At 67.9% G+C, this 15,651-nt stretch carries 20 protein-coding genes; 7 read left to right on the top strand and 13 right to left on the bottom strand.

Features of this window, described 5'->3' with window-relative positions; all coding sequences use genetic code 11:
- Positions 1-50: 50 nt before the first annotated feature.
- The 6 genes from AC3A6Y_RS01350 to AC3A6Y_RS01325 form a co-directional block, all read right to left on the bottom strand.
- Positions 51-311 (bottom strand): cysteine-rich CWC family protein, encoded by a 261-nt coding sequence (locus AC3A6Y_RS01350; protein WP_487866436.1) that lies wholly within the window; start codon positions 309-311, stop codon positions 51-53.
- Positions 311-1,570 carry a 6-phosphofructokinase gene (locus tag AC3A6Y_RS01345; RefSeq protein ID WP_487866435.1) on the bottom strand — a complete coding sequence of 420 codons (1,260 nt, stop codon included), beginning with the start codon at positions 1,568-1,570 and terminating at the stop codon, positions 311-313. Before AC3A6Y_RS01345 ends, AC3A6Y_RS01350 begins: the two co-directional genes overlap by 1 nt.
- A 40-nt stretch (positions 1,571-1,610) precedes the next feature.
- Positions 1,611-2,774, bottom strand: a complete 1,164-nt coding sequence (locus tag AC3A6Y_RS01340; RefSeq protein ID WP_487866434.1) for an acyl-CoA dehydrogenase family protein — start codon at positions 2,772-2,774, stop codon at positions 1,611-1,613.
- The gene (locus AC3A6Y_RS01335; RefSeq protein WP_487866433.1) at positions 2,771-3,571 is read right to left on the bottom strand and encodes an enoyl-CoA hydratase-related protein; all 801 of its coding nucleotides are present in this window, start codon (positions 3,569-3,571) and stop codon (positions 2,771-2,773) included. The genes AC3A6Y_RS01340 and AC3A6Y_RS01335 overlap by 4 nt, the downstream gene beginning before the upstream one ends.
- Positions 3,571-4,749, bottom strand: coding sequence for an acetyl-CoA C-acetyltransferase (locus AC3A6Y_RS01330; RefSeq protein ID WP_487866432.1), 1,179 nt, complete (start codon positions 4,747-4,749; stop codon positions 3,571-3,573). Before AC3A6Y_RS01330 ends, AC3A6Y_RS01335 begins: the two co-directional genes overlap by 1 nt.
- A gap of 134 nt (positions 4,750-4,883) precedes the next feature.
- Positions 4,884-5,195 (bottom strand): DUF2917 domain-containing protein, encoded by a 312-nt coding sequence (locus AC3A6Y_RS01325; protein ID WP_487866431.1) that lies wholly within the window; start codon positions 5,193-5,195, stop codon positions 4,884-4,886.
- Between the two features lie 83 nt (positions 5,196-5,278).
- Between AC3A6Y_RS01325 and AC3A6Y_RS01320 the strand changes: the two genes are divergently transcribed.
- On the top strand, positions 5,279-6,208 hold the full coding sequence (locus AC3A6Y_RS01320; protein ID WP_487866430.1) for a LysR substrate-binding domain-containing protein: 930 nt from the start codon (positions 5,279-5,281) through the stop codon (positions 6,206-6,208).
- 6 nt (positions 6,209-6,214) lie between these two features.
- Here AC3A6Y_RS01320 and AC3A6Y_RS01315 read toward each other — a convergent pair whose 3' ends face one another.
- Both AC3A6Y_RS01315 and AC3A6Y_RS01310 read right to left on the bottom strand, forming a co-directional pair.
- On the bottom strand, positions 6,215-6,862 hold the full coding sequence (locus AC3A6Y_RS01315; protein ID WP_487866429.1) for a L,D-transpeptidase: 648 nt from the start codon (positions 6,860-6,862) through the stop codon (positions 6,215-6,217).
- 11 nt (positions 6,863-6,873) lie between these two features.
- Positions 6,874-7,170 carry a proteophosphoglycan ppg4 gene (locus AC3A6Y_RS01310; RefSeq protein WP_487866428.1) on the bottom strand — a complete coding sequence of 99 codons (297 nt, stop codon included), beginning with the start codon at positions 7,168-7,170 and terminating at the stop codon, positions 6,874-6,876.
- 223 nt (positions 7,171-7,393) lie between these two features.
- On the opposite strand from AC3A6Y_RS01310, the gene AC3A6Y_RS01305 reads away from it, so the two are divergent.
- Positions 7,394-8,161, top strand: a complete 768-nt coding sequence (locus AC3A6Y_RS01305; protein WP_487866427.1) for a ProQ/FINO family protein — start codon at positions 7,394-7,396, stop codon at positions 8,159-8,161.
- A gap of 84 nt (positions 8,162-8,245) precedes the next feature.
- On the opposite strand, the gene AC3A6Y_RS01300 is transcribed toward AC3A6Y_RS01305, so the two are convergent.
- A complete protein-coding gene (locus AC3A6Y_RS01300) occupies positions 8,246-8,770 on the bottom strand; it encodes an SLOG cluster 4 domain-containing protein (RefSeq protein WP_487866426.1) in 525 nt (174 codons plus the stop codon).
- Positions 8,771-9,072: 302 nt separating this feature from the next.
- On the opposite strand from AC3A6Y_RS01300, the gene AC3A6Y_RS01295 reads away from it, so the two are divergent.
- Both AC3A6Y_RS01295 and AC3A6Y_RS01290 read left to right on the top strand, forming a co-directional pair.
- On the top strand, positions 9,073-9,291 hold the full coding sequence (locus AC3A6Y_RS01295) for a hypothetical protein (RefSeq protein ID WP_487866425.1): 219 nt from the start codon (positions 9,073-9,075) through the stop codon (positions 9,289-9,291).
- Position 9,292: 1 nt separating this feature from the next.
- On the top strand, positions 9,293-9,664 hold the full coding sequence (locus AC3A6Y_RS01290) for a hypothetical protein (protein ID WP_487866424.1): 372 nt from the start codon (positions 9,293-9,295) through the stop codon (positions 9,662-9,664).
- A gap of 157 nt (positions 9,665-9,821) precedes the next feature.
- Here AC3A6Y_RS01290 and AC3A6Y_RS01285 read toward each other — a convergent pair whose 3' ends face one another.
- From AC3A6Y_RS01285 to AC3A6Y_RS01270, 4 genes are read right to left on the bottom strand one after another with little or no spacing between them, the layout of a single operon-like run.
- Positions 9,822-10,235, bottom strand: a complete 414-nt coding sequence (locus tag AC3A6Y_RS01285) for a PaaI family thioesterase (protein WP_487866423.1) — start codon at positions 10,233-10,235, stop codon at positions 9,822-9,824.
- 32 nt (positions 10,236-10,267) lie between these two features.
- Positions 10,268-10,567 carry a type II toxin-antitoxin system RelE/ParE family toxin gene (locus AC3A6Y_RS01280; protein ID WP_487866422.1) on the bottom strand — a complete coding sequence of 100 codons (300 nt, stop codon included), beginning with the start codon at positions 10,565-10,567 and terminating at the stop codon, positions 10,268-10,270.
- Position 10,568: 1 nt separating this feature from the next.
- Positions 10,569-10,790: a hypothetical protein gene (locus AC3A6Y_RS01275; protein ID WP_487866421.1), complete on the bottom strand. Its 222-nt coding sequence runs from the start codon at positions 10,788-10,790 to the stop codon at positions 10,569-10,571.
- Between the two features lie 52 nt (positions 10,791-10,842).
- Positions 10,843-13,020 carry a malate synthase G gene (locus AC3A6Y_RS01270; RefSeq protein ID WP_487866420.1) on the bottom strand — a complete coding sequence of 726 codons (2,178 nt, stop codon included), beginning with the start codon at positions 13,018-13,020 and terminating at the stop codon, positions 10,843-10,845.
- Positions 13,021-13,240: 220 nt separating this feature from the next.
- Between AC3A6Y_RS01270 and hisC the strand changes: the two genes are divergently transcribed.
- The 3 genes from hisC to AC3A6Y_RS01255 all read left to right on the top strand — a co-directional run bounded on the left by hisC (position 13,241) and on the right by AC3A6Y_RS01255 (position 15,641).
- Positions 13,241-14,236, top strand: a complete 996-nt coding sequence (gene hisC / locus AC3A6Y_RS01265; RefSeq protein WP_487866419.1) for a histidinol-phosphate transaminase — start codon at positions 13,241-13,243, stop codon at positions 14,234-14,236.
- A gap of 343 nt (positions 14,237-14,579) precedes the next feature.
- On the top strand, positions 14,580-15,008 hold the full coding sequence (locus AC3A6Y_RS01260; protein WP_487866418.1) for an Ohr family peroxiredoxin: 429 nt from the start codon (positions 14,580-14,582) through the stop codon (positions 15,006-15,008).
- Between the two features lie 168 nt (positions 15,009-15,176).
- Positions 15,177-15,641, top strand: a complete 465-nt coding sequence (locus AC3A6Y_RS01255) for a MarR family winged helix-turn-helix transcriptional regulator (RefSeq protein WP_487866417.1) — start codon at positions 15,177-15,179, stop codon at positions 15,639-15,641.
- The last annotated feature ends 10 nt before the right edge of the window (positions 15,642-15,651 follow it).

Raw genomic sequence — 15,651 nt, 5'->3', positions numbered from 1 at the left:
GGCATCGGGCGGTCGATGAAGCGGTGCGCCCGAGCGAAGGCCCGGTACCCTCACCCCAACCCTCTCCCGGAGGCAGAGGGAGTCGAAGCGGGCTCCGGCGCAACTGCATCAACAGCGCAGCGCGCGCAAATACAGGCCCGGCCTCGCGCCTCTGCGGGAATGCGGGCGAGCGCCTGCGCGCTGACGCCGGCCTGCATGCACCAGCAGGGCCCCTGCGCCTGGCCGGACTCGCGTTCGAGCTCGATCGCGCAGCGATTGGCTTCGCCGCACAGCGGGCAGCGCGCGGCATCGAGGCCCGGCTTCACGCCCATCACTTCGCGATCTCGAAGGCCGGCAGCTTCTTTTCGACCGAATGGTTCTGCAGGGTCACGTACACCGGCAGCCCATCGCGGTAGGCGGGATAGTCCTCCCCCTGGATCAGCGGCAGCAGATACGCACGCCCCTTGTCGCTGATGCCGTAGCCGTCGGGCGAGATGTAGTCGCGCGGCATGAACTTCTCGGCATTGGCCACCCGGTCGAGCGGCGCGCTGCCGATGCGGTAGGCATAGGGGCTGTCGGACGTGCGCTCGATGGTGGGCATCACCGAGTTCTTGCCTTCGAGCGCGAGCTCCACGGCGCGCTGCCCCAGCTCGTAGGCCTGCCGCGCGTCGGTGGCCGAGGCGATGTGGCGCGCCGAGCGTTGCAGGTAGTCGGCCACCGCCCAGTGGAACTTGTAGCCCAGCGCCTCCTTCACCATCTGCGCCACCACCGGCGCCGCACCGCCGAGCTGCGCGTGGCCGAAGGCATCCTTGCTGCCCTGCTCGGCCAGGAAGCTGCCGTCGGCATGGTGCGCGCCTTCCGACACCACCACCGTGCAGTAGCCATGGTGCTTGACCAGCGCATCGACCCGCGCCAGGAAGGCCGGCTGGTCGAACGGGATCTCGGGGAACAGGATCACGACCGGGATGCCGTGGTCCGCCGCCAGCCCGCCGGCCGCCGCGATCCAGCCCGCATGGCGGCCCATCACTTCCAGCACGAAGACCTTGGTCGAGGTCGCGGCCATCGAGCGCACGTCCAGCGAGGCCTCGAGCGTGGACACCGCCACGTACTTCGCGACGGAGCCGAAGCCGGGGCAGCAGTCGGTCAGCGGCAGGTCGTTGTCGATGGTCTTGGGCACATGGATGGCCTGCAGCGCGTAGCCCATGGCCTGCGACAGCTGGCTCACCTTGAAGCAGGTGTCGGCCGAATCGCCGCCGCCGTTGTAGAAGAAGTAGCCGATGCCGTGCGCCTTGAAGACCTCGATCAGCCGCTCGTACTCGCGGCGGTTCTTCTCCAGCGACTTGAGCTTGTAGCGGCAGGAGCCGAAGGCGCCCGCGGGCGTGGTGCGCAGCGCCGCGATGGCCTCGGCCGATTCGAGGCTGGTGTCGATCAGGTCCTCGGCCAGCGCGCCGAGGATGCCGTTGCGCCCGGCATAGACGGTACCGATGCGGTCGGCGTGCCGGCGCGCGGTTTCGATCACGCCGGCCGCCGAGGCATTGATCACCGACGTGACGCCGCCGGACTGTGCATAGAAGGCATTGAGGGTAGGCATGCGGGCATTCTCCCGCAGGCCTCCGCCGGATGCCAGCGCTTCAGCGCCCCGGCAGCCCCATGGCCCGCGTGATCACCTCCTTCATGATTTCGTTGGTGCCGCCATAGATGCGCTGCACCCGCGCATCGGCATAGGCGCGCGTCACCGGGTACTCCCACATGAAGCCGTAACCGCCGTGCAGCTGCACGCACTCGTCCATCACCTTGCACTGCAGGTCGGTGGTCCAGTACTTGGCCATGCTGGCGGTGGCGGTATCCAGCTTCTGCTGCATCAGCAGCTCGATGCACTTGTCGACGAAGACCTGCGCCACCTGCACCTCGGTCTGCAGCTCGGCCAGCGTGTAGCGCGTGTTCTGGTAGGCCCCCACGGGCTGGCCGAAGACCTTCCGGTCCTTCACGTAGGCGACGGTGTGGTCGATCGCCGCCTGCGAGGCCGCCACCGCGCTGATCGCGATCTGCAGCCGCTCCCAGGGCAGCTGTTCCATCAAGCAGACGAAGCCGCGGTTCTCCTGCGCTTCGCCGCCGAGCAGGGCGCCGGGCGGCAGGTGGACGTCGTTGAAGAAGAGCTCGGAAGTGTCCTGCGCCTTCAGGCCCAGCTTCTTCAGCCGCTGGCCCTTGTCGAAGCCCGGCATGCCGCGCTCCACCAGGAACAGGCTGGTGCCCTTGGCGCCCCCTTCGGGGTCGGTCTTGGCGACCACGATCACCAGGTCCGCATGCCAGCCGTTGGTGATGAAGGTCTTGCTGCCCGAGAGCCGCCAGCTGCCGTCGGGCTGCTTGATCGCGGCGGTGCGCACGGCCTGCAGGTCGCTGCCGGCGCCGGGCTCGCTCATCGCGATGGCGCCCACCATCTCGCCGCTCGCCAGCTTCGGCAGGTAGTTCTTCTTCTGCGCCTCGGTGCCGTAGTGCAGGATGTACGGCGCCACGATCTCGCTGTGCAGACCGAAGCCGACGCCGGTGAAGCCCCGCGCCCACAGCTCCTCGAACTGGATCACCGAATAGAGCAGGTCGGCGCCCGCGCCGCCGTGTTCCTCGGGCAGCGACATGCACAGAAAGCCGTTCTCGCCGGCCTTGTTCCAGAGCGCCCGGTCGACGTAGCCGTGTGCCTCCCAGTCCTCGTGGAAGGGCGCGATCTCCTTGTCCATGAAGCGGCGGAAGCTGTCGCGAAAGGCCTCGTGGTCGGGCGTGAAGAGGGTGCGTTCGATCATGCCTGTCTCCCCGGAAAATTCGGCGCGCGCTTCTGCAGGAAGGCGGCGACGCCCTCGGCGAAGCTGGGTCGGTTCAGCAGCTCGCGCTGGCGCTCGCTTTCGTAGTGCAGCTGCTCGGGCAGGGTGTGGCGCGCCGACGCCTCGAAGGCGCGGCGCGCCTCGATGACCGCGTGCGCGGGCAGGCGCGCCAGGCGCTGCGCGAGCTGCTGCGCCTCGAGCAGCAGCGCATCGTCTTCGACGCAGGCCCAGATCAGGCCCCACTGCGCCGCGCGTTCGGCGCCCAGGCGCTCGTCGAGCAGGCTCATGCCCATGGCGCGCGCCGGGCCCACCAGCCGCGGAATGATCCAGGTGCAGCCCAGGTCCGGGACGATGCCGAGCTTCGGCAGGAAGGACAGGTAGAAGTAGGCGCTCTTCGCCGCGATCGTCACGTCGCCGGCCAGCGCGAGGCCCACGCCGGCGCCCGCGGCGGCGCCGTTGACCGCGCACACCACCGGCACCGGCAGCGCGCGCAGCGCCTCGATCAGCGGGTTGCTCACCGACTGCATCCACTTTGCCGTCTGGTCGCCCAGCGTCTCGTCGGCTTCGGGCGGGCGCATCGCACTCAGGTCCGCGCCGACGCAGAAGGCCTTGCCGGCGCCGGTGAGCACCACCGCACGCACGCCGCGGTCCTCGCGCACGCGGGCAAGCGCGGCGCGCAGCTCGTGCTGCAGGTCGAGCGCGATCGGGTTCAGCTTGGCCGGCAGGTTCAGCGTCAGCGTCGCCACGCCGTCCTTGGCTTCCCAGAGAACGGCCGCCATCAGAGCCGCTCCACGATCGTCACGTTGGCCATGCCGCCGCCTTCGCACATGGTCTGCAGCCCATAGCGCTTGCCGCGCTGCTCCAGCGCATGGATCAGCGTGGTCATGAGCTTGGTGCCCGAGGCGCCCAGCGGATGGCCCAGCGCGATCGCGCCGCCGTTCACGTTGAGCCGGGCCGGGTCGGCGCCCAGCACCTGCAGCCAGGCGATGGGCACCGGCGCGAAGGCTTCGTTGACCTCGTAGAGATCGATGTCGTCGATCTTCAGGCCGGCTTTCTGCAAAGCGCGCCGGGTGGCGGGGATCGGTGCTTCCAGCATGATCACCGGGTCGTGGCCCAGCACGCTCATGTGGTGGATGCGCGCGAGCGGCCGCACGCCCAGCGCCTTCAGACCGCGCTCGTTGACCACCAGCACGCCGCTGGCGCCGTCGCAGATCTGACTGGCCGTGGCGGCGGTGCAGCGCCCGCCCTCGGCGATCAGCTTCACGCCGGCGATGCCCTCCAGCGTGACATCGAAGCGGATGCCTTCGTCCACGGCATGCATCTCGCCCGCCGCGCTGCCGTCGGCAAGCCGCACTTCGACCGGCAGGATCTCGCCGGCGAACGCGCCCTCGCGGGTCGCGGCGATCGCGCGCCGGTGGGTTTCGAAGGCGTAGCGGTCCAGCGCCTCTTTCGGAATGCCGTAGTTCTTCGCGATCATCTCGGCGCCCGTGAACTGGCTGAACTCCACGCCCGGGTAGCGGCGCTGCATGGCCGGGCTGGTGTAGCTGCCCAGGCCGGCCTTGGCCGGCAGCGCGTTGGGCGTGAACATGGGCACGCGCGTCATGCTCTCGACGCCGCCCGCGATCACCGCGTCCATGCTGCCCGACATCACGGCCTGCGCCGCGAAATGCAGCGCCTGCTGCGAAGAGCCGCACTGCCGGTCGACCGAGGTCCCGGGCACCGATTCGGGCAGCTTCGACGCCAGCACCGCGTTGCGCGCCACGTTGCTGGCCTGCTGGCCGACCTGGCTGACGCAGCCCAGGATGACGTCCTCCACCGCCCCCGGGTCGATGCCGCTTTTCGCGACCAGCGCGTCGATCACCTGCGCCGCCAGGTCGGCCGGATGCCAGCCCGCCAGCCTGCCGCCCCGGCGGCCGCCGGCGGTGCGCGTGGCGGCCACGATGTATGCCTCTGCCATGTGATGTCCTCGTCAGGAGAAGAGAAAGCCATGGCCGGCGCAACCCAAAGCAAAAACGCCGTCACCTGGGGTGACGGCGTCGCTGGGTCCACTGCGGCCACGAGAGTCGATGGTTCAACCCCGGGGCTGCAAGGTCAAGCCGGGGACATCCCGTGGGGCCGGAGTCGCCAAGGCGACTGCGCGGGCGCTTGGCGCACCGGCATCGCCGCCGGCCGCGAGCCCGAGACGGTGATGCACGAGGGCTCGAGCGCCGACACCAGCATGCGCCGGTGCTGGTCGCCTTCGAAGCGCTCGCCGGGTGCCAGCACGATGTCGCGCGGATCGTGGTCCAGCGTGACCCACACGCTGCCGCTGCGGCATTCGATGCCCACGCCGGCGGCGTCGGGCAGGGTGAAGATGGTGCGCTTGGCCAGGCTCAGGTGGAAACGGCTGGGAGCGGTGTTCATGGCGGAATCCTTTTGCATTCGACTGTGGAATGAATATAGTGAGCCGGAGAGCCACAGTCACACGGTCAAATGGAACTCGTTGCATGCGCGTAGAGAATGCGAAACCCTTGCCCGCGAGCGCCGAGCTGCCGCCGCTGGAACTGCTGCGCAGCTTCGAGGCCGCGGCCCGCACGCTGAGCTTCACGCAGGCAGCGGGCGAGCTCTTCCTCACGCAATCGGCCGTCAGCCGTCAGATCCAGCAGCTCGAGGCCAGCCTGGGCGTGCTGCTGTTCGAGCGCCGTCATCGCGCCCTGGCACTGACCGAGGGCGGCGCCGTGCTGCAGCGCGCGGTGGTCGAAAGCCTGGAGCGCCTGCGCGATGCCACGGCCCGGCTGCGGGCGGCACCGATGCTGCGCCAGGTCGCGATCACCTGCACGCCGGGCTTCGCCTCCTTCTGGTTGATCCCGCGGCTCTCCCGCTTCACCGCGGACCATCCGCGGGTCGACGTGCGGCTGTCGGCCACGCTGGAGGTGCTGGACCTGGAGCGCAGCCGCATCGACGTGGCGGTGCGCTTCGTGCCCATCGAGCGGGGCACCGGACCCGCGCTCTTCGAGGAGTCGGTGATCCCCCTGTGCGCGCCGAGGATTGCCGGGCAGCTGCGATCGCCCGACGACCTGGTCGAGCAGACCCTGCTGACCATCGATGCACCCAAGTACGAGGCCCCCACCGTCGACTGGGAGCCCTGGCTCGAGGTGATGGGGCTCACCGAACTGCGGATGAAGAATTCCGTGCGCTTCACGCAATACACCGACGCGGTCGCGGCTGCGGTGGCCGGACAGGGCGTGGTGATCGGCCGGCTGCCGCTGCTGCGCGAGCTGGTCGAGAACGGGAGCCTGGTCGCGCCCTTCGGTACGGATGTGGCTTCGCGCCGGGCCTATTTCATCGAGAGCTCGCGGCGCGCGGCCGGCAATGCGGATGCGCAGGATTTCGTTCGTTGGCTGCGCGCCGAGGCCGAAGCCGCGCAGCGCGCCTGATCTGCCTCAGCGTGGCGCAGCCGGCGTCGCGGCGACGCGCGTGCCCAGGCCGAACACAGCGGCCAGGGGCCTCGTTTCCGGCAGCACGTAGACGACCCCGCGCCCCGTGCCGAGCGTCGGCTTCACATGGGTGTCGTAGAAGGCCGCAGGCACGTTGATGCAGCCGTAGGAAATGCGGTTGTCCTCGACGCCGGGCGTCGCGAGCCGCTCCAGGCGGCGTTCGGCCGGGTTGGTGGCACGCACGCGGTGCATCGAGACCGCTGCGTCGTAGTCGACCCACACGATGTCTTCGCCTTGCAGGTTGCGCCCCGGCTCGCTGGCAAAGCGGCCGGCCGGCGTGGTGCGTTCTTCGGGCCGGATCTGCGCCATGGGGCGCTCGCCGATGCCGGGCACCGAATCGTCGCCCCGCGCCATGCCGAGGAGGATCGGCGCAGACGCCCGCTCCTTGCCGCCGGCGTCGAAAACATGGACGCGAGCGCCCTTCTTGTCGACCACGGCGAAGGCCGTTCCCCCGTTGTCGCCGGTGGCTCGCACCCATTGGACCAGGCTCTCGAGCTCACCCTGGGCCCGCGCCGGCAAAGGGAGCGCCAGCGAAGCAGCGATCAGGGCCAGTGCGAGCACGCCGGGCGCCGCGCCCGGCAAGGTCGGCGACATTCGGCGCACGGTCAGTTGCGGTCAGCGCGCGCCATGCGCGTGGTGTCGGAGGACCTGGGGGCCGTGTCGGCCGAAGACATCGTTCCGCTGCCCGAGGTGCCGCCCTGTGCGGCCGGCGTGCCCGTCGTGCCCATGGGCGTGCTGCCCTGTGAACCCTGAGTGCCCTGCGCCTGCTGGCCTGCCCCCGTTGCAGGGTTCGGCGAGCCGGTGGTCGGCGGGTTGCCCTGGGCGACGGCGAAGCTTGCACCGGCAAGGGCCAGCGCGGCAGCGGAGGCTTTCAGTGCGGTGCGAATCGAGATGGATGACATGAGGATCTCCTTGAAGGGGTGGATGGTTGTGACTGGGCCTCAGTGTTTGCAAACGTAGACACATGGGTCCAGGCCCGGGTCGGTGCGGCGCGCGCATGGGTGTAGGACGGGGGGGCAGCACGAGGCAGGCCGTTGCGGCGGCAAGTCGCAGCATCTCGCCGCGGCATTACAGTTCGGGTCCGCGCCGCTTCTTGCGGCTATGGCCTGGGAGGGCCCGACATCCATGACCTCGAACACAGCAGACACCGACACCGCCCCTTCGCCGCAGCCCGCGCCGGCGCAGGAGGAACAGAACGCACGGCGCGGCCGCAAGCACCGGCGCGCCGGCGCGGCCCAATCGAAACCGCAGGCGCAGCAGCCGGCGCCGGGCAAGCAGCCCGCGCGGCCGCGCCGCACCCACCCCGTGCTCGAACGCCTCTTCGAGCTCTACCCCGGGCTGTTCGGCGCCCGCTTCCTGCCGCTGAAGCTCGGCGTGTTCGAGGATCTGCTCGCGGCGCATGCCGACGAGTTCAAGCGCGAGGACCTGAAGGTCGCGCTCGGGCTGCATGCGCGTTCCACGCGCTACCTGGAAGCCGTGGCAGCGGGCAAGCCGCGCCACGACCTGAACGGCGTTCCCGTGGAGCCCGTCGCCCCCGAGCATGTGCACCACGCGATCCTGGAGGTGTTCCGCAGGCGCCAGGCGCGCAGCAGCGAGGACCTGCGTCCGCAACTGCGCGCGCGCCTGATGGCGGCCGTCGAGGCCTCGGGCCTCTCGCGCGAAGACTACATGCTCGTCGTGCGCAGCAACGACGAGACCGCCAACGCAGTGCTCGACGAGGCCTTCGCCGAACTGGGCGCGCGCAACGCCAAGCGCGAGGCGCTGCGCCGGGCCTTCGAGGCCAGCGGTCGCTCGGTGGCGGAGTTCGCGGAGATGTACGGCATGGATCCGGCAGAGGTGAAGCGAACGCTGGCCCCTGCGCGAGCGCGTCCAGAGGCGCCGGACCCCGCTTGACTGCCGCTGCCTCGGGAAGAGGGCGCGGGTGAGGGCGCCCCAGAGCGCTTGAATCGCCTGCCTTCGCCACGAAAGAGGAGCGCCCTATGACTGCCCTCGAACCAGGCCCAGGCCACGCAGCCGGCTCTCGAGCTCGGCGGTCGAGTCCCAGGGCAGGATGGGCGAGTTCTGCCGCTCGTCCGGAGGATTCGTCGGCAGTGCATCCGACCAGCCGCCGCAGCCCACCAGCGGCAGCAAGGGACGCTTGTGAAGCCAGGCCAGGCAGACCTCGGAGATCGTTCCCGCACGGCCGCCGATGACGATGCAGGCATCCCCCGAAAGCGCCATGAGCAGGTTGCGTGCATCGCCCATGCCGCAGGGGATGACCACGGTGGCAGGCCAGTCCGGCGGCGGCATCTCGTCGGGCGGGACGATGCTGAGCACCAGGCCACCGGCTTCGATGGCGCGCTCGGCGGCCACCCGGGTTGCCGGGCTTCCGCAGCCACTGACCACGGTGATACCAAGGCGCGCCAGCAGCGCCCCGGCTTCACCTGCCAGCTCATGGGCAGCAGAGCCGGGCTCGGCGCTGCCGAGAACGCAGACCTGGGGCCGGCGGTGCGAGGGAGTCATGTGCGGAGTTCCGTTGCAATTCGAGACCCGAATTGTCCGTCGCCTTTGCGCCACGATTGCGCGACCCGGGGCTTGCAGGTCACGGCCTGCCTCGACACAATCCGCGCTCCGTTTCAGCAAGCATTTGCCCCGCGCCGGGCGACGATTGACCTCCCTGGCGCCACCTCATTCATGAACTGTTTTCTGAACCCCTGATCCGCACTCCGACCGTCCCGGCTGGATGTGCCACGTCCAGCCGAGGCCTTTCGACAAAGCCCCGGCGCAGCCATAGCCGGGGCTTTTTGTTTTTGGAGTGTGCGGCCATGAGTTCGCAACGCAGAGCCCGTAACGACGACAAGCGTCTGGGCCGTTTTTATTTTCCGCTGCCGGCTGCGCCGGCGCCGCGCAATCCCGTGGTGGCGGCCATGGCGCATCGCGCCTCGAACCAGGGCGCAGGCCGCCACCTGCGCACCCGAGGCGCCGAACGGCGCGCGCAACGGGTCGCCTTGCTCAAGGCCATTCGGCAGATCGAGGAGCCTTGAGATGCGGGAGGACATGTACAAGGTGATCGTCGAGCGCCCGCGCCGCGGCGGCGGCGTGCAGGGCGACGGGCGCAACTGGCGCAACAGCAGGGATCGCGGCGCGCACCTGGGCATGCAGCGCGGGTATGCCTCTCGGAAGTGGCTCAACGAGAACCTCGCGCCGCTCAAGCGCTGGCTGCACAAGCAGCTACACCGGCCCTGGGATGCGGTGTATTCGGAACTCAGCCAGGGCATCGATCGCGATGTATGGACAGGACTTCGTTTACGCGGCCACCAAGCGGCAGCTCAGCCGCCGGGAGGTGCAGGCGCGCCTCGGCGATGGGCGTTGAAAGGCATCACTGCGCGCGAGCATGAGGTCGCTTCAACCCGATGATGCTTGTAATGGCACCGCTACATGACGCTGAGACCTTGCAAGGCGGGTCAGATTCTGCTCGTTGGCTTTGGCCACGATGCCCGCAATACGCTCCTTGTGAGCCGCCGTGTCGAACACCTTGATTCATTGCGCATAGGTGGAGACCTCGTGTCAGGGCTCACCTTGCCTTTGGCGGAATGGAGTACGTTCCAACCGCATGTGCCACGACTTCAGTCCGACCTTCCGAGTACAGGCTGACCTCGCCAACCGCCAGCGAGCGACCCAGCTTGATGAGCTTGCACACGCCGATGACGCGTGCCGATGCCACCGGCTTGCGAAGGAAGTTGATGTTCAGACTGGTGGTCACCGTCAAGGGAACGATGCCGATCTCAGCGAGGATAGCGACGTAGAGCGCCACGTCGGCCGTGGCCATGAGAACAGGCCCGGAGACCGTGCCTCCCGGCCGCAACTCGGCTGGGCCGATCTCGTGAGCGACGGTCGCGCCACCATTGCCTGCATCGAGAACGGCGCACTTGGTTTGCGGGAACTCGCTGGCTATGAATGCTGCGATTTCGTCCTTGGTAGTTGCCATGTCGAGCGCCCTTTTTCAAAGTACATGCGTGCTCATACGACCGGCTGATGACCGCGGCTTGCGTGCCAAAAGGCCAGCACATGGAGACTGTCGCCCTCGACCTTGTAGTAGATGAAGTAGCCGACTCTGCTCACAAAAAGACGCCTCACCCCCGGAGTTCGAGCGCCTTCGTACTTCGCGCCCACACCGGGTTGTTCCGCTAGAAGCGACACGGCCGCTCCAATGTCGGTGGCGATGGCGCCAGGCGCCGCAGGGCGGTTCAACCGCCACCACTCGGCGGCTCCTTCCACTTGAGCTGCCGCTCGACGGGAAATCTTGACCCGAAGGGTCATTTCAAACGCGCGGAGGCAGAGACTTCAGGAGGTCTTCGAGCGACACGTACTCCCCGCGCTCGATTTCTGCCATGGCGGCAATCAATTCGTCTTCCTGCGATGTCGCCAGCGAAAAGCTTTCGTCAGCACCACGCGAGACAATTGTGACAACGGCCCCCTCGGCAAGAGCGACCCCTTCGGGGACGATCTTGCCGTTGACAACAGTTCCAGTGGCGATTTGCATAGGCCGAATACTACCGCTCGTTGCGCTGTGGCGTCTGTCCGCAAACGGTCTGTCAGCCCCGCCCGGCCTTCACCTTCAAGCGCCACGCATGCAGCAGCGGTTCGGTATACCCGCTCGGCTGCTCCACGCCCTTGAACACCAGCTCCTGCGCCGCCTTGTACGCCGCCGAGGTGCCGAAGTTGCCGGCCATGTTCTGGTAGAGCGGATCGCCCGCGTTCTGCTGGTCCACCACCGCCGCCATGCGCTGGAAGGTGGCGTCGACCTCTTCCTTCGTGACCACGCCGTGCAGCAGCCAGTTGGCGATGTGCTGGCTGGAGATGCGCAGCGTCGCGCGGTCTTCCATCAGGCCGATGTTGTGGATGTCGGGCACCTTGGAGCAGCCCACGCCCTGGTCGATCCAGCGCACCACGTAGCCGAGGATGCCCTGCACGTTGTTGTCCAGCTCCTGCTGGCGCTCCTGCGCCGTCCACTTCGCCTCGGCCGCGACGGGCACCTTCAGCAGGTCGGCGAGGATGTCGTCGCGCTGCGCATCGGCGTCGATCTTCTCCAGCTCCTTCTGTACCTCGGCCACGTTCACGCGGTGGTAGTGCAGCGCATGCAGCGTGGCCGCCGTGGGCGAGGGCACCCAGGCGGTGTTGGCGCCGGCCTTCGGGTGGCCGATCTTCTGCTCCAGCATCGCGGCCATCAGGTCCGGCATGGCCCACATGCCCTTGCCGATCTGCGCCTTGCCGCGCAGGCCGCACGAGAGGCCCACCAGCACGTTGTTCTTCTCGTAGGCCTGGATCCAGGGCGTGGTCTTCATGTCGCCCTTTCGCAGCATCGGGCCGGCGCGCATCGCGGTGTGCATCTCGTCGCCGGTGCGGTCCAGGAAGCCGGTGTTGATGAAGGCCACCCGCGCCGCCGCCTCGGCAATGCAGGCCTTGAGGTTGACGCTCGTGCGGCGCTCCTCGTCCATGATGCCCAGCTTCACCGTGTTGGCCGGCAGGCCCAGCATCTGCTCGACACGGCCGAAGAGCTCGCTGGCGAAGGCCACCTCGGCCGGGCCGTGCATCTTGGGCTTCACGATGTAGACGCTGCCGGTGCGCGAGTTGCCCTTGCGCTTCAGGTCGATCGTGGCGATGGTGGTGGTGATCACCGCGTCCATGATCCCCTCGGGGATCTCCTTGCCCTCGCCGTAGAGGATGGCCGGGTTGGTCATCAGGTGGCCGACGTTGCGCACGAACATCAGCGAGCGGCCGTGCAGCTTGACCGGCTTCCCGTCGGCGCCGGTGTACTCGCGGTCCGGGTTGAGGCCGCGGGTGAAAGTCTTGCTGCCCTTCTGAACCTCCTCCGTCAACGTACCCTGAAGGATGCCGAGCCAGTTGGAATAGGCGAGCACCTTGTCCTGCGCATCGACCACCGCCACCGAGTCTTCCAGGTCGAGAATGGTGGACAGCGCGGCTTCGAGCACCACGTCGCTGATGCCCGCGGCGTCGGTCTTGCCGATCGGCGTGCTGCGATCGATCCGGATGTCGAGATGGATGCCGTTGTGCTTGAGCAGCACCGAGCTTGGCGCCGCCGCATCGCCCTGGTAGCCGACGAACTGCGCGGGCTCCGCCAGCGGCGTGCTGCTGCTCTGCAGCGCGACCATCAGCTGGCCGTCCTTGACGGCGTAGCCGGTCGCATTCTTGTGCGAGCCGTTGGCCAGCGGTGCGGCCTGGTCCAGCACTTCGCGTGCGAACGCGATCACCTTGGCTCCGCGCACCGGGTTGTAGCCCTTGCCTTTTTCGGCGCCGCCGGTCTCGGGGATGGCGTCGGTGCCGTAGAGCGCGTCGTAGAGCGAACCCCAGCGCGCATTGGCGGCGTTCAGCGCATAGCGGGCATTGAGGATCGGCACCACCAGCTGCGGGCCGGCCTGCAGCGCGAGCTCGGCGTCGACGTTCGCCGTCGTGGCCTTCACGCCCTGAGGCTGGGGCAGCAGATAGCCGATCTTTTCGAGGAAGGCGCGGTAGGCCGGCATGTCCGTGATCGGGCCGGGGTGGGCCTGGTGCCAGGCGTCCATCTCCGACTGCAGCCGGTCGCGCTCGGCGAGGAGCGCGATGTTCTTGGGCGCGAGATCGCCGACGATGGCGTCGAAGCCTTTCCAGAAAACATCGCCGGCGACGCCGGTGGCCGGCAGCACCTGGTCTTCGATGAAGCGATGAAGCTCGGTGGCGACCTGGAGGCCGTGGACGGTCGTGCGGGCGGTCATGGTTGTCTACTCCTTGAATTCAAGACGGAAGAATGCAGTCGGTGACTTTATTCGATACCTCATTGATGAGTAAGAGCCTCGGGAGCGATTGATCAATGACTAAATTGGAGGTAATCGTCCGCGCCGGGTCCCGGCAAGGGCACAAGCCAAAGGGTAGGCCCTGATAGGCAGTCTGCAAACGCTTTCTACATTTAACTTCTTAAATAAATCGGCCCTCGCGATGATCCTGCTGGCTTCCAACGAAAACCCGCTCGGCATGCCCGAGTCCGCGCGCCGCGCCGCCGCAGCCGCGCTCCAGGGTGCGGGCAACTACCCCGACAGCAACGGCACGGCGCTCAAGCACGTGTTGTCGGCGCGGCTGGACGTGCCGGCCGACTGGCTGGTGCTGGGCAGCGGCTCCAGCGAGATCCTCGAGCTCGCGGCCCAGGTCAGCGTCAAGCCGGGCGAGCATGTCGTCTACTCGCAGTACGGATTCGTGGTCTACGGCCAGGCGGCCGCACATGCCCATGCGCGCAGCACGGTGGTGCCCGCGCGGGACTTCGGCCACGACCTCGGCGCCTTGCGTGCTGCCATCGGGCAAGACACGCGGCTGGTCTTCGTCGCCAATCCCAACAACCCCACGGGCACCTTCATCGAGGCCGCCCCACTGCTCGCCTTCCTGGAATCGGTGCCGCCGCAGGTGACGGTGCTGCTCGACGAGGCCTATGGGGAGTACCTCGCGCCGGGGCAGCGCTACGACAGCATCGCCTGGGTGCGGCGCTTCCCCAACCTGATCGTCGCGCGCACCTTCTCCAAGGCCTATGGGCTGGCCGGCCTGCGCATCGGCTACGGCGTTGCCCAGCACGCGTTGGCGGCGCGGCTGAATGCGCATCGGCCGCGCTTCAATGTCAGCACGCCGGCGCAAGCCGCGGCGGCGGCGGCGTTGGGCGACGGAGCCTTCCTGGCGCGCAGTTATCAGCTCAATTTCGCCGGAAGGGCGCGGCTCGAAGCGGGCTTGCACGAGCTTCGCCTCGCCTCGATTCCGTCCGCGGGCAACTTCCTGATGGTGCAGGTCGGCGAGGGCCGCACCGTGCATGCGCGCCTGCTGGCCGCAGGCATCGAGGTCGCGCTGCTCGACAACTACGGCCTGCCGCACTGGCTGCGCATCACGGTCGGCCTGCCCGAGCAGAACGAAGCCGTGCTGGCGGCGTTGCGGGACCACGCGCCCGCGCGCTGAACCGCGCCGGCCTGCTGCTCTCGCAGGGCGGCGACGCATCGCGCGCGCCCGAGATCCAGGAGCGCATCTACAACCTCGGCCTGGTTCCGGCGCATTTCCGGGCCGGCCGAGTTGGCGGCCATCCAGGCGGCGCACCTGAAGCGCTGGGAAGCGCTCATCGAGGCTTCGGGCTTCAAGGCGGAATAGATCGCCTACCTCGCCGGAGTCGTGCCGCACGGGAAAAGGGCACACGCCGCGTGTGACAAATTACCGTGGATTGATCTCGCTCGTGTGTATCATCCAGTTCATCGCATGCGATATAAACGTATGCGATTTCAAACCACCTCAACTTCAAGGAACCATCATGCGCAAGATCGAAAAAGTCCTCCTCTCGGGCAAGACCCACACCCGCGTCAGCGGCCCTGGCGATCGCGTCGACCTCCGGCTCTCGTCGCCCGGCGACGCGAATCCCGCGCACGTGTTCTCGGCCATCCAGGCGCATCCGACCGCGGAGCAACTGTTTGCGGGCGCCTGGTCCGCCTGCTACATCTCGGCGATCGGGCTGGTGGCCAAGCAGGAGAAGGTCGCGCTGCCGGCCGATCTGTCGGTCGACATCCAGGTCGACCTGGGCCAGACCGGCAAGGCCTATTTCATTCAAGCGCGCTTCGATGTCCGGGTGCCGGGCTTGGCGCAGGAGGTCGCCGAGGCCCTCGCGCATGCGGCGCACGACATCTGCCCGTACTCGAAGGCCGTGCACGGCAACATCGACGTGGCCCTGAACGTCCTTACCTGACGCCCCGCGTTCTGAGCTGAACAGAGCCCGCAGGCACGGTCTGCGGGCCTGTTGCCGCAGCAGATGCCCCGAGTCCAGGGAAGCTTTTCGAGTTCTTGCGATACGATCGCATGCGATTTATAGTCTTTGCTCAGGTGAGACGCGGGTCTCCTGCGAAAGAGGACACACATGAAATCGAACGGCAAGACAACCATCCCCGAAGATCTGAAGCTCTCGGACTACCTGTGCTTTGCGGTCTACTCCGCAAACCTGGCCTTCGGCAAGGCCTACAAACCGCTGCTCGAGAAGCTTGGGCTGACCTACACCCAATACATCACCATCGTCGCGCTCTGGGAACAGGACGATCAGACCGTCGGCAACCTGGGCGAAAAGTTGTTTCTCGAATCGAACACGCTCACGCCGATCCTGAAGAAGCTCGAAGCGATGGGCTATGTGGAGAGGCAGCGCGATCCCGCAGACGAGCGCCAGGTTCGAATCAGCCTTACCAAGAGCGGTCGACGGCTGCGCGAAAAGACCGGGGAAGTGAGCCTCGCCGACGCCACGGGCCTCGCGCCGGACGAGTTCGTGCGCTTGCAGAAGACGATCGTGACGATGCGCAACAACCTCATCGAGTGGGTGCATGCCGGGGAGTGACGGTGCCCAG

This window comes from Variovorax sp. Soil_C_17 (assembly GCF_057657265.1).
The sequence above is the reverse complement of the archived record's forward strand: the minus strand, read 5'-3'. Positions and strand labels throughout refer to the sequence as shown.

What these genes read in the sequence shown, in the direction of transcription:
- AC3A6Y_RS01350 (WP_487866436.1), bottom strand. Translation starts at nt 311, where the DNA reads ATGGGCGTGAAGCCGGGCCTCGATGCCGCGCGCTGCCCGCTGTGCGGC.
- AC3A6Y_RS01345 (WP_487866435.1), bottom strand. Translation starts at nt 1,570, where the DNA reads ATGCCTACCCTCAATGCCTTCTATGCACAGTCCGGCGGCGTCACGTCG.
- AC3A6Y_RS01340 (WP_487866434.1), bottom strand. Translation starts at nt 2,774, where the DNA reads ATGATCGAACGCACCCTCTTCACGCCCGACCACGAGGCCTTTCGCGAC.
- AC3A6Y_RS01335 (WP_487866433.1), bottom strand. Translation starts at nt 3,571, where the DNA reads ATGGCGGCCGTTCTCTGGGAAGCCAAGGACGGCGTGGCGACGCTGACG.
- AC3A6Y_RS01330 (WP_487866432.1), bottom strand. Translation starts at nt 4,749, where the DNA reads ATGGCAGAGGCATACATCGTGGCCGCCACGCGCACCGCCGGCGGCCGC.
- AC3A6Y_RS01325 (WP_487866431.1), bottom strand. Translation starts at nt 5,195, where the DNA reads ATGAACACCGCTCCCAGCCGTTTCCACCTGAGCCTGGCCAAGCGCACC.
- AC3A6Y_RS01320 (WP_487866430.1), top strand. Translation starts at nt 5,279, where the DNA reads ATGCGCGTAGAGAATGCGAAACCCTTGCCCGCGAGCGCCGAGCTGCCG.
- AC3A6Y_RS01315 (WP_487866429.1), bottom strand. Translation starts at nt 6,862, where the DNA reads ATGTCGCCGACCTTGCCGGGCGCGGCGCCCGGCGTGCTCGCACTGGCC.
- AC3A6Y_RS01310 (WP_487866428.1), bottom strand. Translation starts at nt 7,170, where the DNA reads ATGTCATCCATCTCGATTCGCACCGCACTGAAAGCCTCCGCTGCCGCG.
- AC3A6Y_RS01305 (WP_487866427.1), top strand. Translation starts at nt 7,394, where the DNA reads ATGACCTCGAACACAGCAGACACCGACACCGCCCCTTCGCCGCAGCCC.
- AC3A6Y_RS01300 (WP_487866426.1), bottom strand. Translation starts at nt 8,770, where the DNA reads ATGACTCCCTCGCACCGCCGGCCCCAGGTCTGCGTTCTCGGCAGCGCC.
- AC3A6Y_RS01295 (WP_487866425.1), top strand. Translation starts at nt 9,073, where the DNA reads ATGAGTTCGCAACGCAGAGCCCGTAACGACGACAAGCGTCTGGGCCGT.
- AC3A6Y_RS01290 (WP_487866424.1), top strand. Translation starts at nt 9,293, where the DNA reads ATGCGGGAGGACATGTACAAGGTGATCGTCGAGCGCCCGCGCCGCGGC.
- AC3A6Y_RS01285 (WP_487866423.1), bottom strand. Translation starts at nt 10,235, where the DNA reads ATGGCAACTACCAAGGACGAAATCGCAGCATTCATAGCCAGCGAGTTC.
- AC3A6Y_RS01280 (WP_487866422.1), bottom strand. Translation starts at nt 10,567, where the DNA reads ATGACCCTTCGGGTCAAGATTTCCCGTCGAGCGGCAGCTCAAGTGGAA.
- AC3A6Y_RS01275 (WP_487866421.1), bottom strand. Translation starts at nt 10,790, where the DNA reads ATGCAAATCGCCACTGGAACTGTTGTCAACGGCAAGATCGTCCCCGAA.
- AC3A6Y_RS01270 (WP_487866420.1), bottom strand. Translation starts at nt 13,020, where the DNA reads ATGACCGCCCGCACGACCGTCCACGGCCTCCAGGTCGCCACCGAGCTT.
- hisC (WP_487866419.1), top strand. Translation starts at nt 13,241, where the DNA reads ATGATCCTGCTGGCTTCCAACGAAAACCCGCTCGGCATGCCCGAGTCC.
- AC3A6Y_RS01260 (WP_487866418.1), top strand. Translation starts at nt 14,580, where the DNA reads ATGCGCAAGATCGAAAAAGTCCTCCTCTCGGGCAAGACCCACACCCGC.
- AC3A6Y_RS01255 (WP_487866417.1), top strand. Translation starts at nt 15,177, where the DNA reads ATGAAATCGAACGGCAAGACAACCATCCCCGAAGATCTGAAGCTCTCG.